This window comes from Brucella daejeonensis, from assembly GCF_014199265.1.
Taxonomy (GTDB): Bacteria; Pseudomonadota; Alphaproteobacteria; order Rhizobiales; family Rhizobiaceae; genus Brucella; species Brucella daejeonensis.
On sequence record NZ_JACIJG010000001.1, the window covers coordinates 1 to 15394 of the forward strand.

Here is a 15394-nt window from a genome sequence, read left to right on the forward strand (position 1 = left end):
TTTATTCGATGCAGCAAACGCTGAACCCGGAGAACATCAAGAAATCCTAGATGCTTTAGAAGCTCATAATTCAGGAGAAGAGCAATGACATATTATGCTCTGAAAGATAGCGATTGGGCTTTTGACGATCAGGACGAAGGCCGAGCAATAATAGTTCAAGCAGACACCCCAGAGGAAGCAATTTCCAAAGCCACAGAAATGCACATCAAGGAATTTCCCGGTGCTGGCGGTGTCACATGGGACGTTGCGCGCCTCGACTTAACGGGTATTGGTGATGCCGAATGGGAAGACGACAACATCCCTAAATACGAGAAGTTTCGTTTTTATGATGATGGGCTGAATGAGCCGTCTGAAATATACAAGCGTATGAAAGCCCTCGAAACCCAACTCGCGGCTGCGAAAAAGGCTTTGGACGCAATCGCATCAATGGATGATTATTTCTCTGGCGACCGTCATGCGAAATGCATTGAAATTGCCCGTGCCGCCTTGGAGGACAAGCCATGACCTTATTTTCATCCAAGACAATGCAAGCAATTGATACGCTGTCCCGCTCTGTTGACGGGGCGTATAATGTTTTCTTGCAGCGCCATGAAGGAAAGCCACCAAGGGGCAAATGTCAGGATTACGAAGGCCCGGAAATCAAAGGGATAAAGCACGAATGGGTTAATCAGAACGGCGGCGGCTTTACCGGCGACGACTTCCACGGAACAGTTACCTTTGTCCTCGGTGATTACCACCTGATTGTGAGCTACGCATCATGACCCTCATTACCCGTCTCGCCAAGCTAGACGCGCCTGACAGGGAAGTGGATGAAGAAATCCACGATCTGCTTTGCGATGGGAAGTTTTTCTCGCAACTGGCCGATGCTCCGCTCGGTCAAGGTTGCTGGATGTATAATTTCCCGAATGGGGATGTTTCCTCGGCCTTACATGTGACGTCATCTATAGACGCGGCTATCGCGCTGGCTGAGAGGGTGTTGCCGGGTCAGGCTCGTAAAATTGTTTGGGAAGAAGGCCGTGCAATCGTCGTTATCAGTCAGGCCACTCGCCTACATGAAGTAGCCCCGACAATTGTTCAGACACACGATCACGCCGCCATTGCCCTTCTGATCGCCCTCTTGCGCGCAAAGGAGGCCAGCAAGTGACCAGCAAAGTTGCACAGATACGTGAAGCCATGAGCATCGCGCAGGAAATGGCCAAGGCAGGTATTCTGTTCGTCGCCGTCCCGGTTCTCAGTGAGGCTGACCATACAAAGCTGAAGCTGTTGCAGGCTTCAAGAGTGATGCAGATGGATCAGGAGGCCAACCATGCCGAGTAAGGAAGCATTGCGAGATGAAATTGCTCACATCATCCATGCGGATTGCGCTCGCGGATTAGCAACAATCCCGTTCAATACGGCAGATCGCATCCTATCCACCATCCGCGCCGCTCTAAAGGAGCCGAATGAGAGGATGATAGAAGCTGGTTGCGATCAGTACGATTTTGGCGACCAGATCACGCAAGGTGAAATTCTGGCCAAGGAATGGCGTGCAATGCTGAAAGCCTCCGCACTTGGGGAGCAGAGCGAATGAAGCTGACGAAACAGCAGATTGATAAGATGCATTCGCTTCGTTCTGAGCTGACGAAGGTTAGATGCTGGTTAACTGGCTATCACGCTGGATCAAAGACCAATGTCGGTATTCCCGGCGAAGACAGCCTTCGACAGACCATCATGCTCATTGATGAGATTGCCGGCCGCCAAGCCCTGAAAGGCGGTGAGTAGATGCGTACACAATTTAACTCTTCAGAGCCATTGGACCCGGCATTTCACCTCATTCCAGAAGAGCAGTTAGATCGCGTCTTCAATCAAGACATGTGCGATATTGACGGGAGCTTTCTGGGGTTTACCAACGTCTATATGTCACTGGCAGCATTGATCCCTATGCACTGGACAGTGATTGATCTTGGATGCGCCTATGCGCCACAAGCATTCATCTTTCAGAACCATAAGGCTTATATCGGTGTAGACGGGTCGGCATGCGAGCGGTTCTTCGCCTCTAACACGACACATTACGAATGTTCGGCTGGTGAGTTCATCCGCAATCATGCCAACGATTTTGATAAGGAGCAGACTTTTGCAATTTGCTCTTATGTCCCGAACTGGTTTGGCGAAAATGCCATCGAATTAACAAGGCAGAACTTCAAGAATGTCTTCACATTTTATCCAGCTGGTGAACGACAGATCGCCTTTGGCCGCGCCGCACTGCGGGAAAGGGAGTGAGGATGTACGAACCCAACTACCATTATATTCCGTGCCGGTGCTTCAGCGCTGATCATTTTGTCCGTGTGTGCCCGGATGAGGATATAGACGGCACATTGAACGTCGAAATCCTGTCCTCCCGGCAGTCATCTTTCTGGTCGCGTTTCAGATGGGCCTTGAAGCATGTATTCGGTCGGGACGACCTTGTGTTCGCGGACGTAATTGTTTCGCGTGAGAAATGGCTGAAAGCGGCGGAAGAAGCCGAGAAGGAGGCGGAATGATCCGAGACGCTCCTATTGTTGATATCGGGGATGATGAACCGATACCGCTTGCCGAGGCGGCGCTTATGTTCTTCGGTGGCCGTCTTTCAAAATCGTCGTTGCGGACAGAAGCCGCAAAGGGAAATCTCGAAATCATCCGCATTGCGAACAAGGATTTCGTCACCCGCAATGGCATAAAGAGGATGATTGAGCGATGTCGCGTAAGAGAAGCCCAGCCCGTCTCTGGTTCCGGGATGATACCGGAAATTGGTTCATCAAGGACGGAAACAAGCGTATCAGCACAGGATGCGCTAAGGGCGAAACTGAACGGGCAGAGCAAGTTCTCCGCGAATACGTCGCGTCGAAATACGAACCAGTCCGGGGAGGTTCTTCGGCTGCAATCACGATAGGAGACGTGCTTCTGGTCTATCTGGATGAGAAGGCCAGCCGCACGTCCCGCCCGAAAGAGACGCAAGCCGCCATATCTCGCCTGAATGATTTTTTCGGGGCCGACGCACTCACAATGATTCGCGGGAAACGCTGCCGGGAATTTGCAGATCACAGAAAGACAGAAAGCGGAGCGCGCCGGGATTTAGAAGTCCTGCGCGCCTCGATCAATTATTATCACCGGGAATATGGGCTTGACGTGGTTCCGACCGTGAGCCTGCCGGATAAGAGCCTGCCGCGAGAACGCTGGCTGACGCGCAAAGAAGTCGCCGCTCTGATAAAAGCCGCAAGACGGCTCAAGAAATGCGATCACATCATCAGGCTTGTTTTGATCGGCACTTATACCGGAACGCGCCTGTCGCCCATTCTGGGGCTACAATGGATGCCAAATACGACAGGGGGATATGTCGATCTTGATCATGGCGTTATCTATCGTAAGGCTGTGGGCGAGCGCGTGGCGCACAACAAGCGCAAGCCACCCGCCAAGATACCGCCGCGCCTGCTACGCTTCCTGCGATACTGGAAAGATCAGGACGAGGCATGGAGCGCCGAGCAAGAAAAGAAAATCTCGCTGCGCTATGTCGTTCATTTTCAGGGGGAGAAAATTGCCAAGCCTCATAAGGCGTTCCGGTCAGTCCGGGCGGAGGCGGGCTTAGGAATGGACGTTACGCCGCACGTCCTACGCCATACCAGAGCGACATGGCTTGCTCAGGCTGGTGTCGATGCGCATCAGGCAGCAGCATCTCTTGGTCTGACTGTGGAAGAATTTGAGCGCACATATTCGCATGTTTCACCGCTATTCCAGAGCGATGCAGCGAATGCATATTGAGAGAAATGAAATCGTTTCGGTCCGAAATCGGTCCGCAAAGACTTTTCCCCAAAATTGGGTGAAACAAATAATATAATGATATCAGAGTGATATAATGGTCGGAGTGAGAGGATTCGAACCTCCGACCCCCTCGTCCCGAACGAGGTGCGCTACCAGGCTGCGCTACACTCCGTGACCATGTGGCCTTGACCAATGAGGCGGCTTATAACGCCCCGGATTTCAAGCTGCAAGAGCCTTCGACCGTTTTTTTTATGCGTTTATCCGATTGTCCGGGACAAACTTATCCGGAAACGAAAACGGGCGGCGTTCCGGCTCCGAAAGCCACGAAATCCGGATTGGCGAAACCTGCGGCGCCGTCGCCGGCCCGCTGCCCATAAATGAGGGGTTTTCCCTCGAAAGTCGTGGTCAGGCCGCCCGCCGCGCGCAGCACGGCGTCGCCTGCCGCCGTGTCCCACTCCATCGTCGGGCCGAAGCGCGGATAGATGTCGGCCTCGCCGCAGGCGATCAGGCAGAACTTCATCGAGGACCCGACGGAAACGCAGTGATCGATATGGTTGTCGCTCAGGAATCTGTCGGTTTCAGGCGTCCTGTGCGAACGGCTGCACACGGCGACCCGTTCGGAACCGTGAATGCGCGCCGCTATGGCGCGCCGCGAAATGACCGCGTGATCCGGCGAGGTTTCCATTTCTTCGGCGCCGCCGGAACTGCCGATAAACAGCCGGTTGCGGACCGGCGCATAAACAATGCCCAGAACCGGCACGCCGTCCTCGATGAGGGCGATATTCACCGTGAAATCGCCATTCTTCAGCAGAAACTCACGCGTTCCGTCCAGCGGATCGACCAGAAAAAACCGCCGGCCCAGTTGCGAAGGCAGCCGTCCCGCAGCCACTTCCTCCTCCGCCACGACCGGAACATCCGGGGCAACCGATGCGACCGCCGCAAGAATGACGGCCTCGGCATCGCGGTCCGCTTCCGTCACGGGCGAAGAATCCTTCTTGCTGTGGACGGCGCAGCCATCGATATAATGCTTCATGATGACCCGGCCCGCCTGCAGGGCGGCGTCCCGCAGGACGGCGAGCAGGGCTTCGCCGTTCGGATCGGCTTTCGGAGAGGCGGAAATCTTCATTGTTCAGATCGACCAGGAATCACTGCCATAACTGCCGATGGCACCACGCTCGGCAAGATACTTTTCTACCTCCGCGACGAGTTCGTCAACGTCACGTCCCGTCGTATCGAGCCGCAGTTCGGGCGCGACCGGCGCTTCATAGGGCGAATCTATTCCGGTGAAGGCCTTGATCTCGCCGCGCAATGCCTGAGCGTAAAGCCCCTTCGGGTCGCGGGCGATGCATTCCTCGATCGGCGTATCCACGAAGATTTCGATAAATTCGCCCTCCGGCAGAAGCGCGCGGACACGCTCCCGTTCGGCGCGGAACGGCGAGATGAAGGAAACCAGGACAACCAGCCCCGCATCGGCCATCAGCCGCGCGACTTCGCCGACACGGCGGATGTTTTCCGCCCGGTCTTCCCCGGAGAAGCCCAGATCGCTGTTGAGTCCATGGCGGATATTGTCGCCATCGAGCAGATAGGTGTGCTTGCCGAGCGCATGGAGCCGCTGCTCCAGCCGGTTCGCGATGGTGGACTTGCCCGAGCCTGACAGACCGGTGAACCAGAGCACGGCAGGTTTCTGGAACTTCTGCGCCGCGCGGGTCTGCCTGTCGAGGTCGAAGGCCTGCAAATGCACGTTGGTGGCCTGGCGAAGCGCATGATCGATCATCCCCGCGCCCACGGTCGCGTTGGTGAAACGGTCGATCAGCACGAAGGCTCCCGTCACGCGGTTCTCCGCATAGGGATCGAACGCAATCGGGTCGGCGGCCTGAAGATTGCAAAGCCCGATTTCGTTGAGGCCGAGACTGTCGGTTTCCTCGCGCCTGTAACTGTCCACGCTGGTTCTGGAGACGATTTCGCTGACGGTTACCGGGGTCTGGTCGGTCTCGGTGCGCAGGAGATAGGAGCGGCCTGCCTGCAAGGGCTCTTCGCCGAACCAGACGATATTGGCGGCAAACCGGTCGGCCACTTCGGGCCGCGCCTCCGTTCCGACCAGCATGTTGCCGCGAGAGACTTCGATCTCGTCTTCCAGCACCAGCGTGACGGCCTGCCCTTCCGACGCCCGCGGCAGGTCGCCGTCATAGGTGGCGATGCGCTTCACGCGCGACGTCTTGCCCGATTTGGCGACCACAACGGTGTCGCCCGTACCGATTGAACCCGACGCCACCGTGCCGGAAAAGCCCCGGAAATCGAGATTGGGCCGGTTCACATATTGCACGGGAAAGCGAAACGGCTTTGCCGCCGCCTGCCCGTCGATACGCACCGTTTCGAGATGTTCGAGCAGGTGCGGCCCCTCGTACCACCCGATACGCGGCGACGGCGCGGTGACGTTATCGCCGAAGCGCGCCGAAAGCGGGATCGGCTGGATGCTGGAAAAGCCCAGGTCCCTGGCAAAGCTCATATAGTCGGCGACGATACGCTCGAACGCCTCCTGCGAGAAACCGACGAGATCGATCTTGTTCACGGCCAGCACGATATGGCGAATGCCGAGCGCCGACGCGATGTAGGAGTGACGACGCGTCTGGGTCAATATGCCCTGCCGGGCATCGACAAGCACAACGGCCAGATCGGCGGTCGAGGCGCCCGTCGCCATATTGCGCGTATATTGCGCATGGCCCGGCGTATCGGCGACGATGAACTTGCGGCGCGGCGTCGAAAAGAACCGGTAGGCCACATCGATGGTGATGCCCTGTTCCCGTTCCGCTTCAAGACCGTCGACCAGAAGCGCGAAGTCGAAATCGTCGTCCGTGGTGCCGAATTTGCGGCTGTCGCTCTTCAGCGATGCAAGCTGATCCTCGAAGATCAGCTTGGTATCGTAGAGCAGGCGGCCGATCAGCGTCGATTTGCCGTCATCAACCGAACCGCAGGTGAGAAAGCGCAACAGCGTCTTGCGTTCCTGATCGGCCAGAAATTCGGTGACCGCAGCATTGGTGGCCGCAGGCTTGATTACCGCGTTCATCAGAAATAGCCCTCGCGCTTCTTCTTTTCCATCGAGCCCGCTTCGTCGCGGTCGATTGCACGGCCCTGCCGCTCGGATGTGCGGGCAATCAGCATTTCCTCGACAATATCGGAGAGGTTGGCGGCGCTCGATTCAATGGCCCCCGTCAGCGGATAGCAGCCAAGCGTGCGGAACCGTACCAGGCGGTTTTCGGTCTTTTCTCCCGGTTGCAGCTTCATGCGGTCGTCATCGGCCATGATCAACATGCCGTCGCGCTCGACCACAGGACGGCGGGCGGCGAAATAGAGCGGCACGATGGGGATGTTTTCCTGCAAGATATATTGCCAGATATCCAGCTCGGTCCAGTTCGACAGCGGAAAGACGCGGATCGATTCCCCGGCAGAGATGCGGGTATTGTAGATCTTCCACATTTCAGGGCGCTGGTTCTTCGGATCCCAGCCGTGCTGCGCGTTGCGGAAGGAAAAGATGCGCTCTTTCGCGCGCGATTTTTCCTCGTCGCGCCGCGCGCCGCCAAAGGCGGCATCGAACCTGTATTTGTCGAGCGCCTGGCGCAGGCCGACCGTCTTCATCACATGGGTGTGGATGTTCGACCCGTGGCTGAAGGGACCAACGCCCTCGCGCACCCCGTCCTCGTTGATATGCACCAGAAGCTCGAACCCCTTTTCGCGGGCCTGGGCGTCGCGGAACTCGATCATCTCGCGGAACTTCCATGTCGTGTCGACATGAAGAAAGGGAAAAGGCGGCGGCGCGGGATAAAATGCCTTCATCGCCAGATGCAGCATGACGGAGGAGTCCTTGCCGACCGAGTAGAGCATGACCGGATTGGAGAAAGTGGCCGCCACTTCACGGAAGATGTGGATCGCCTCGGCTTCGAGGTGCTGCAGATGCGTCAGGTTTTTGGTCAGGGATGCATGATGCACGACAATTTACTCCCGGCAACCGGATAAAGACTCCATACTGGCGGGAACGGGCGCACATGCCTTGTCCGGCGCAGATATGGCAAAAGCCACAATGCGCGCATTGTCGTGAAACGGCGGGGAAAAGTGAAAGCAACCTATCGCGTATTGCGGCGGGCTTGCGCGAAAAACTTACCGTGTTTCATCGCCACCCCGGAACAAACTTGCGCGCAGCCCGAAAGCGGATTTTTCGCGCAATCAACGGGTAATCCCATAGATTTTATGACATTTATGGCTTTTCCGGTGCCCAAGCCGCCCGTCGATCGGGCGGCTCAGGCGGGAAAATCATTACCTGGCGAGGCTCGCCTGAACATCGTTGAGAGCGGCTTCGAGCGAAGACACAATCGTGTCGATCTGCCCATCCTCGATGATGAGCGGCGGACAGAAGGCGAGCGTGTCGCCCATGGCCCGCGAGATGACGCCGCGTTTCTGAAGCGCCGCATGGGCCAGAGCGCCGAGCGCGCCCGGCTCTTCCAGCCCCGTCTTGGCCTGCTTGTCGATGACAAGCTCGACACCGGCGATGAGGCCGACGCCGCGCGCTTCGCCGACCAGCGGGTGGTCCCCAAGCTGGCGCAGGCGCTTTTGCATGTGCTCGCCGCGCTCGCGGGCATTGGCGACCAGATCGCGTTCCTCGATGATGGCGAGGTTTTCCAGCGCCACAGCCGCCGCCACCGGGTGACCCGACGCCGTGAAGCCTGTTCCGAGCGTACCGATCTCGTGGCTCTCTTCCGCAATCGGCGCATAAACGCGCTCATTGATGAGGAAGGCCGAAATCGGAAGATAAGACGACGAAAGCTGCTTCGACATCACCAGAATATCGGGCTTGATATCGAATGTCTGGCAGCCGAACAGATTGCCCGTGCGCCCGAAGCCGCAAATGACTTCATCGGCGACCAGCAGAATGTCGTAGCGCCTCAGCACCGCCTGCACCTTCTCCCAATAGGTTTTCGGCGGCACCACGACACCGCCCGCCCCCATCACCGGCTCGCCGATAAAGGCGGCAATCGTATGCGGCCCCTCGGCAAGAATCATCTGCTCCAGTTCATCGGCAAGCCGCGTTGCGAACTGTTCCTCGCTTTCACCGGGCAGCGCGTCACGATAATGATGCGGGCAACCGGCATGGAGGATGCGGTCGAGAGGCAGGTCGAAGGAGCGGTGATTGTTGGGCAGGCCCGTCAGGCTGGCCGAGGCCACCGTCACGCCGTGATAGCCGCGCATGCGCGAGATGATCTTCTTGCGCTCCGGCTCACCCAACGCATTGGAGCGATACCAGATCAGCTTGACGACCGTATCGTTCGCCTCGGAGCCTGAATTGGTGAAATAGGCCTTGCTCATCGGCACCGGAGCCATGGAAACGAGCTTTTCGGCCAGATCGATGGCCGGGCCGTGAGAACGATAGGTAAATGTATGGTAGTAAGGCAGCTTCTTCATCTGCCGCGCGGCCGCTTCGGCAAGGCGCGGCTCCGAGAAGCCCACGCCGACGCTCCAGAGTCCCGACATCGCTTCGATATAGCGTTTTCCGGCGGCATCCTCGACATAGATGCCATCCCCGCGCTCGATCACCAGCGGACCTTCCGCCTCAAGACGGACAGCGTCGGTATAGGAATGCAGATGGTAACGGATATCACGGGCTTCGAGAGAATTCGGCTGAGCGCTCATTCATTCATCCTCCTGGAACGATAATGAATGTGTAGCCCGTTTCAGGAAAAGCGCAAACCGGAAAGCCGTGGGAGATTGCCCTTCGGAACAAACCGTCGAAGGACGTGGAAATGGTCAGAGAAGGCCGAAGGTGCGTGCCTTGGCGACGGCCTGGACCTTGTTTACAGCGACCAGTTTCGTCAGCACGTTGCTGATGTGGAAATTGACGGTACGCGTCGAAATGTTGAGTATCGTGCCAATGATCTCGGCAGTTTTCCCCTCGCTCGTCCAGCGCAATATTTCGCGCTCGCGGGCCGTGAGATTAACTTCCGAAACGCAACTCATCGCCGGCACATCGAGATGTTCATACATCGAAAGATGGAGCAGATTGGCCGCCATCTGCATTGGTCGGCGGAGCATGGCAATTTCGCCCGGAGACAGGCCCGGTCCGTTTCTCAGGAATGTAAGCAGCCCGAATACGCCCTGAGCGGCCCAGCATGATTGTGAAAGACCGACGGTCAATCCGAACCGCTGGGCATCGGCCCATAATTGCGGCGCATCCGAGAACAGTTTTGCCGACCAGACCAATGGTTCGATGCTGTTCAGCGCCTTGCGGACAAGCGGATCGTTATCCGCATATCTTTGGCTCGTATAATGGTCCGTCCATTCCTGCGGAAGCGTTCCGAAGGTCTGCCATTTGACGACGCCGTTCAATAATGGAACACGTATGAGATAAGCTGTATGTGCGAAACCGCACTTCCTTGCATAGACGTCTATATGCTCAAGAAGCTGGACGGCATTGTCGGCAGATTGCATGGAGGCATAAATTTGTTCCCATTTCATTGCAGACATCCCAATTAAAGTCTAATTTTCAATTTTTTAAAATGCAGCGCCATTACAAAAAACAGTTGCGCATTTCACGGGTATCACAACCATCGGTTTTTGACTATATGACAAAGTACATTCGTTTGAGTTCAAATCGATAAATTGTGAATATTTGAATCATCGAACTGAATTACTAATTTAACACTCAATAAAATACTTGAACAGGAACAGCGCAAGCCGCCAGCTCCGCAAATAATGCAGGAGCAGTTCCTCTTTCGTCGGAATTGCCGCAATTGTTCCAACTGTCTTTTAAAAGCATTGCCGAGCGTAAAATCGTTTCACACTTTGCTGGAAATGCTCCAGAGCAGCGGAGCCCAAGACCGATTTGCGCCTGAGAGCCTGTTCCAAAAGTCGCCATGCGTGGATGCAAATGGCAATTTGCACACGCACATGCCGCCTTTTGATTCAGACTCCGAGAAACACTAGAACCGTCGAGCGGGTCCGGCAAACCTGTCAGAATGACGGGTATTTGCGATATGCTTAATAAACGTTAGTAGAGAAAAGGCTTGCGACGGCCCATCAGGCCGCCGCTTCCTCATCTTGTCCGGGCATATAATTGAGGATCGGACCGAGCCAGCGCTCCACGTCCTCGATCGCCATGCCCTTGCGCGCCGCATAATCCTCGACCTGGTCACGCTCGACTTTCGCCACCCCGAAATAATAGCTTTCCGGGTTCCCGATATAAAGACCGGACACCGACGATCCCGGCCACATGGCAAAACTTTCGGTCAGTTCCACGCCGGTCGCCGCCGTCGCATCGAGCAGGCGGAACAGGGTCGTCTTTTCCGTATGGTCAGGCTGCGCCGGATAGCCGGGCGCCGGACGAATACCCTTATAGGGTTCGCTGATCAGCTCTTCAGCCGTGAAATTTTCATCCGGTGCATAGGCCCAGAATTCCTTGCGCACGCGCTCATGCATCAGTTCGGCAAAGGCTTCGGCAAAACGGTCGGCCAGCGCCTTGACCAGAATGGACGAATAATCGTCATTGGCACGCTCGAAGCGCTCGGCAATCGCCACTTCGCCAATGCCCGCCGTGACCACGAAACCGCCAACATAGTCTTGGCGACCGCTTCCCTCCGGCGCCACGAAATCCGACATGGCCACATTCGGGCGACCGTCGCGCTTGCCCAATTGCTGGCGCAGCGTGAACAGGGTCGCAAGTTCCTGATTGCGGCCTTCATCCGTATAGAGGCGAATATCGTCGCCGACCGCGTTGGCGGGCCAGAAGCCGATGACAGCCTTCGGCGCGAACCATTTTTCCTCGATGATTTTCCCAAGCATCGCCTGCGCATCGGCCCAAAGCTGACGCGCCGCCTCGCCCTGCTTTTCGTCTTCGAGGATTGCCGGATAACGGCCTTTCAGCTCCCATGTCTGGAAGAATGGCGTCCAGTCGATATAGCGAGCAATCTCTGCCAGATCGTAATCTTCGAAAATTTTCGTGCCGGTAAAGGCAGGCTTGACCGGGGTGAAATTCTCCCAGTCGGGTTTGAATGCATTGGCGCGGGCGCGCGCGAGCGGCAGACGCTGCTTTGCCGCTTCATTGCGGGCATGGGCATCCGCCACCTTGGCATATTCGGCGCGCAAGCCTTCGACATAGTCGTGTTTACCCTCCGGCGACAGCAGGCTGGACACCACGCCGACGGCGCGGCTGGCATCGATCACATAGACCGCCTGCCCGCGATCATAGCGCGGGTGGATTTTCACCGCCGTATGGACGCGGCTGGTCGTGGCTCCGCCGATCAGCAGCGGAATGTCGAAACCTTCGCGCTCCATTTCGGCTGCCACATGCGCCATTTCATCCAGCGACGGCGTGATAAGGCCGGAGAGGCCGATGACATCGACCTTTTCCTCGCGCGCCACCTGCAATATCTTTTGCGCAGGCACCATGACGCCCAGATCTATGATTTCGTAATTGTTGCAGGCCAGCACGACGCCAACAATGTTCTTGCCAATGTCATGCACGTCGCCCTTGACGGTCGCCATCAGCACCTTGCCGGCGCTCTGGCGTTCGCCGGCACCGCCGTTAAGACGCTTTTCTTCCTCCATATAGGGAAGCAGAACCGCCACGGCCTGTTTCATCACGCGGGCGGATTTCACCACTTGCGGCAAAAACATCTTTCCCGCACCAAACAGGTCGCCCACGACATTCATGCCGGCCATCAACGGCCCTTCGATGACGTGCAACGGGCGCTCGGCCTTCTGGCGCGCCTCTTCCGTATCAGCCTCGATGAATTCGGTGATGCCATTGACCAGCGCATGTTCGAGACGCTTTTCCACCGGCCATTCGCGCCAGGCGAGATCCTGCGCCTTGGCTTCCTTGCTGCCGGAATCGCGGAAACGTTCGGCGATTTCCAGCAGGCGTTCGGTAGCGTCATCGCGGCGGTTCAGCACCACATCTTCGCAAGCCTCGCGCAGTTCCGGGTCGATGGCGTCATAGACCGCCAACTGACCAGCATTGACGATCCCCATATCCATCCCCGCCTGAATGGCGTGATAGAGGAAAACGGCATGCATGGCCTCGCGCACCGGCTCATTGCCGCGGAATGAGAAGGAGAGGTTCGACACGCCGCCCGACACATGCACATGCGGTAGGGCGCGCACGATTTCCTGCGTCGCTTCGATGAAATCGACGCCGTAATTATTGTGTTCTTCGATACCGGTCGCGACCGCGAAAATATTCGGATCGAAGATGATGTCTTCCGGCGGGAAACCGACCTTTTCGGTCAGAACCTTGTAGGCGCGGGCGCAGATTTCGATCTTGCGCTGTTTGGTGTCCGCCTGTCCGGTTTCGTCGAAAGCCATGACCACGACAGCGGCACCGTAAGCACGGACCAGCTTGGCGTGATGGATGAAGGCTTCCTCACCTTCTTTCAGCGAAATGGAATTGACCACCGCCTTGCCCTGCACGCATTTCAGCCCGGCCTCGATCACCTCCCATTTGGAACTGTCGATCATGATCGGCACGCGGGCAATATCCGGCTCGGCGGCAATGAGATTGAGGAACTCGACCATCGCCTTTTCCGAATCGATCAGGCCCTCATCCATATTGATGTCGATGATCTGCGCGCCATTGGCCACCTGATCGCGCGCCACGTCGAGCGCTGCCGAAAAATCGCCCGCCTTGATCAGCTTGCGGAAGCGCGCCGAGCCGGTGACATTGGTGCGCTCGCCGACATTGACGAAGGGAATATCCTTGGTCAGCGTGAAAGGCTCAAGGCCCGAAAGGCGCATCAGCGGGGCAACGGTCGCAGGCTTGCGCGGCGCATGTTTTGACACGGCTTGAGCGATGGCGCGGATATGGTCCGGCGTCGAGCCACAGCAGCCACCGACGATATTGACCAGACCGTCGCGGGCAAAACCCTCGATCTGCGCGGCCATGCTTTCCGGCGTTTCGTCATACTGGCCGAATTCATTGGGCAGACCGGCATTGGGATAGGCGCAGACGAATGTGTCGGCAATCGACGACAATTCATCGAGATGGGCGCGCATGGCATTGGCGCCCAATGCGCAATTCAACCCGATAGTAAACGGTTTTGCATGGCGCAGAGAATGCCAGAACGCCGTCGGCGTCTGGCCGGACAGCGTGCGCCCGGAAAGATCGGTGATCGTGCCGGAAATCATCACCGGCAAGCGGATACTCTTTTCCTCGAACACTTCCTCGGCGGCAAATATGGCGGCCTTGGCGTTCAGCGTGTCGAAAATCGTCTCGATCAGGATGATGTCGGAACCGCCATCGATCAGACCTCGAATCTGTTCGGCATAGGCGATGCGCAGATCGTCGAAAGTGACGGCGCGAAAGCCCGGATTGTTGACATCCGGCGACAGTGAAGCCGTGCGGTTGGTCGGCCCCAGCGCGCCTGCGACGAAACGGCGTCGACCGTCCTTCTGCTCGGCGCGGATCGCCGCGCGACGGGCAAGGCGCGCACCGTCGCGGTTCAGTTCATAGACCTGACCTTCCATGCCGTAATCGGCCTGGGCGATGGTCGTGGAGGAAAAGGTGTTGGTTTCGAGGATATCCGCACCGGCCATTGCATAGGCATAGTGGATTTCCTCAATCGCCTTGGGCTGGGTCAGCGTCAGAAGATCGTTATTGCCCTGAAGCTGGCAGTCGCAGGCGGCAAAACGATCGCCCCGGAAATGCTCTTCATGGAAGCCAAGCCCCTGAATCTGCGTTCCCATGGCCCCGTCGAGGATCAGGATACGCTCGCGCGCCGCTTTCGTCAGTGCTGCAAGCACCTCCGAACCGTCTGGCCTTGCAGCCGTTGCACCGAAGAGATCGTCGAGGGAAGACGCCATAGGGGATACCGCCTGTATTCAAATACGCATGTTCGCAGAAGGTCGTTTAATGACATAAACATATCTTTATGTCAATTCGAAGCGCCATTCAGATTCGCCCTTCCCCCCGAGCGCGTTTCGGCCCGATTGAATCAGATCGATGCATCACCGGTCTGTTGCCGGATCGAAGAAATCGTGACCGGACAAAGTCACCGCACCGCCACATTAGCAGAGCAGGATTTACCACAGGGACGATGACAAAACGGGCAGCTTTCCTTCGGGGAATTCCGCCCGCGACCACGATGCGGCTTCCGGGTGAACTGGAACCCGCGAGGAGAGACCGATGAAGAAACTTGGTTATTCCCTGTTTGCTGCGTGCCTGTCGCTTGGCGTGGGTCTGTCAGCTTTTTCCGCGACTGCAAACGCCGCACAGCCTTCCCTCATGGTGCCGCAACAGGCGGCAAGGGCCGAACAAGGCCCGGTGCAGAACGTGCAATATCGCGATTATCGCAGTGACCGCCGCTACTGGCGGGAACGACGCCACTGGCGGCATCGCCATCGTCCGCGCTATCGCCGTCATTACCGTTATGACCGCCGCTATTGGGGTCCGCCACCGATCTATCGCCACCGCCCGGCGCCGTTCTATCGCGGCGGCAATCCGCATGTTCGCTGGTGCTATAACCGTTATCGTTCCTATCGCGCCTACGACAATACGTTCCAGCCCAATTATGGGCCGCGACGCCAGTGCTATTCACCCTATCTGTGACGCAAAAACGGTGCCGAATGATCGGCACCGTCGTGT

At 57.2% G+C, this 15394-nt stretch carries 17 protein-coding genes and 1 tRNA gene; 11 read left to right on the top strand and 7 right to left on the bottom strand.

What is annotated here, in order from left to right:
- The first annotated feature begins 84 nt into the window (after window positions 1-84).
- The 10 genes from FHS76_RS00005 to FHS76_RS00050 are packed head-to-tail and all read left to right on the top strand — an operon-like array spanning window position 85 to window position 3774.
- Complete coding sequence (locus tag FHS76_RS00005) at window positions 85-504, top strand: hypothetical protein (RefSeq protein ID WP_183646208.1); 420 nt, start codon at window positions 85-87, stop codon at window positions 502-504.
- On the top strand, window positions 501-761 hold the full coding sequence (locus FHS76_RS00010; RefSeq protein WP_183646211.1) for a hypothetical protein: 261 nt from the start codon (window positions 501-503) through the stop codon (window positions 759-761). The genes FHS76_RS00005 and FHS76_RS00010 overlap by 4 nt, the downstream gene beginning before the upstream one ends.
- Window positions 758-1144: a hypothetical protein gene (locus FHS76_RS00015; protein WP_183646214.1), complete on the top strand. Its 387-nt coding sequence runs from the start codon at window positions 758-760 to the stop codon at window positions 1142-1144. Before FHS76_RS00010 ends, FHS76_RS00015 begins: the two co-directional genes overlap by 4 nt.
- Window positions 1141-1317, top strand: coding sequence for a DUF1382 family protein (locus tag FHS76_RS00020; protein ID WP_183646216.1), 177 nt, complete (start codon window positions 1141-1143; stop codon window positions 1315-1317). Before FHS76_RS00015 ends, FHS76_RS00020 begins: the two co-directional genes overlap by 4 nt.
- On the top strand, window positions 1307-1570 hold the full coding sequence (locus FHS76_RS00025; protein ID WP_183646219.1) for a hypothetical protein: 264 nt from the start codon (window positions 1307-1309) through the stop codon (window positions 1568-1570). The genes FHS76_RS00020 and FHS76_RS00025 overlap by 11 nt, the downstream gene beginning before the upstream one ends.
- Window positions 1567-1761 (top strand): hypothetical protein, encoded by a 195-nt coding sequence (locus tag FHS76_RS00030; protein ID WP_183646222.1) that lies wholly within the window; start codon window positions 1567-1569, stop codon window positions 1759-1761. The genes FHS76_RS00025 and FHS76_RS00030 overlap by 4 nt, the downstream gene beginning before the upstream one ends.
- Window positions 1762-2259, top strand: a complete 498-nt coding sequence (locus tag FHS76_RS00035; protein WP_183646225.1) for a hypothetical protein — start codon at window positions 1762-1764, stop codon at window positions 2257-2259.
- Between the two features lie 2 nt (window positions 2260-2261).
- Entirely contained in the window at window positions 2262-2519 is a 258-nt protein-coding gene (locus tag FHS76_RS00040; RefSeq protein ID WP_183646228.1) for a hypothetical protein, read from the top strand.
- A complete protein-coding gene (locus tag FHS76_RS00045; RefSeq protein WP_235992521.1) occupies window positions 2516-2908 on the top strand; it encodes a hypothetical protein in 393 nt (130 codons plus the stop codon). Before FHS76_RS00040 ends, FHS76_RS00045 begins: the two co-directional genes overlap by 4 nt.
- 5 nt (window positions 2909-2913) lie before the next feature.
- Window positions 2914-3774: a tyrosine-type recombinase/integrase gene (locus FHS76_RS00050; protein WP_328700427.1), complete on the top strand. Its 861-nt coding sequence runs from the start codon at window positions 2914-2916 to the stop codon at window positions 3772-3774.
- A gap of 95 nt (window positions 3775-3869) precedes the next feature.
- On the opposite strand, the gene FHS76_RS00055 is transcribed toward FHS76_RS00050, so the two are convergent.
- The 7 genes from FHS76_RS00055 to metH all read right to left on the bottom strand — a co-directional run bounded on the left by FHS76_RS00055 (window position 3870) and on the right by metH (window position 14613).
- Window positions 3870-3946, bottom strand: a tRNA-Pro gene (locus tag FHS76_RS00055).
- Window positions 3947-4054: 108 nt separating this feature from the next.
- Entirely contained in the window at window positions 4055-4900 is an 846-nt protein-coding gene (cysQ, locus tag FHS76_RS00060; protein WP_183646234.1) for a 3'(2'),5'-bisphosphate nucleotidase CysQ, read from the bottom strand.
- Window positions 4901-4903: 3 nt separating this feature from the next.
- Window positions 4904-6838, bottom strand: a complete 1935-nt coding sequence (gene cysN, locus FHS76_RS00065) for a sulfate adenylyltransferase subunit CysN (RefSeq protein WP_183646237.1) — start codon at window positions 6836-6838, stop codon at window positions 4904-4906.
- Window positions 6838-7758: a sulfate adenylyltransferase subunit CysD gene (gene cysD / locus FHS76_RS00070; protein WP_183646241.1), complete on the bottom strand. Its 921-nt coding sequence runs from the start codon at window positions 7756-7758 to the stop codon at window positions 6838-6840. The genes cysN and cysD overlap by 1 nt, the downstream gene beginning before the upstream one ends.
- Window positions 7759-8082: 324 nt before the next feature.
- A complete protein-coding gene (locus FHS76_RS00075; RefSeq protein ID WP_183646244.1) occupies window positions 8083-9453 on the bottom strand; it encodes an aspartate aminotransferase family protein in 1371 nt (456 codons plus the stop codon).
- 114 nt (window positions 9454-9567) lie between these two features.
- Window positions 9568-10275, bottom strand: a complete 708-nt coding sequence (locus FHS76_RS00080; protein ID WP_183646247.1) for a LuxR family transcriptional regulator — start codon at window positions 10273-10275, stop codon at window positions 9568-9570.
- Window positions 10276-10836: 561 nt separating this feature from the next.
- Window positions 10837-14613 carry a methionine synthase gene (gene metH, locus FHS76_RS00085; RefSeq protein ID WP_183646261.1) on the bottom strand — a complete coding sequence of 1259 codons (3777 nt, stop codon included), beginning with the start codon at window positions 14611-14613 and terminating at the stop codon, window positions 10837-10839.
- A gap of 322 nt (window positions 14614-14935) precedes the next feature.
- Here metH and FHS76_RS00090 point away from each other — a divergent pair, with 322 nt between their 5' ends.
- Window positions 14936-15358 (top strand): BA14K family protein, encoded by a 423-nt coding sequence (locus FHS76_RS00090; RefSeq protein ID WP_183646265.1) that lies wholly within the window; start codon window positions 14936-14938, stop codon window positions 15356-15358.
- Window positions 15359-15394 lie beyond the last annotated feature (36 nt).

Coding starts and splice junctions, on each gene's coding strand:
- FHS76_RS00025 (WP_183646219.1), top strand. CDS start 1,307: ATGCCGAGTAAGGAAGCATTGCGAGATGAAATTGCTCACATCATCCAT.
- cysN (WP_183646237.1), bottom strand. CDS start 6,838: ATGAACGCGGTAATCAAGCCTGCGGCCACCAATGCTGCGGTCACCGAA.
- FHS76_RS00005 (WP_183646208.1), top strand. CDS start 85: ATGACATATTATGCTCTGAAAGATAGCGATTGGGCTTTTGACGATCAG.
- cysQ (WP_183646234.1), bottom strand. CDS start 4,900: ATGAAGATTTCCGCCTCTCCGAAAGCCGATCCGAACGGCGAAGCCCTG.
- FHS76_RS00010 (WP_183646211.1), top strand. CDS start 501: ATGACCTTATTTTCATCCAAGACAATGCAAGCAATTGATACGCTGTCC.
- FHS76_RS00075 (WP_183646244.1), bottom strand. CDS start 9,453: ATGAGCGCTCAGCCGAATTCTCTCGAAGCCCGTGATATCCGTTACCAT.
- FHS76_RS00015 (WP_183646214.1), top strand. CDS start 758: ATGACCCTCATTACCCGTCTCGCCAAGCTAGACGCGCCTGACAGGGAA.
- FHS76_RS00040 (WP_183646228.1), top strand. CDS start 2,262: ATGTACGAACCCAACTACCATTATATTCCGTGCCGGTGCTTCAGCGCT.
- FHS76_RS00045 (WP_235992521.1), top strand. CDS start 2,516: ATGATCCGAGACGCTCCTATTGTTGATATCGGGGATGATGAACCGATA.
- FHS76_RS00080 (WP_183646247.1), bottom strand. CDS start 10,275: ATGAAATGGGAACAAATTTATGCCTCCATGCAATCTGCCGACAATGCC.
- FHS76_RS00090 (WP_183646265.1), top strand. CDS start 14,936: ATGAAGAAACTTGGTTATTCCCTGTTTGCTGCGTGCCTGTCGCTTGGC.
- metH (WP_183646261.1), bottom strand. CDS start 14,613: ATGGCGTCTTCCCTCGACGATCTCTTCGGTGCAACGGCTGCAAGGCCA.
- FHS76_RS00035 (WP_183646225.1), top strand. CDS start 1,762: ATGCGTACACAATTTAACTCTTCAGAGCCATTGGACCCGGCATTTCAC.
- FHS76_RS00030 (WP_183646222.1), top strand. CDS start 1,567: ATGAAGCTGACGAAACAGCAGATTGATAAGATGCATTCGCTTCGTTCT.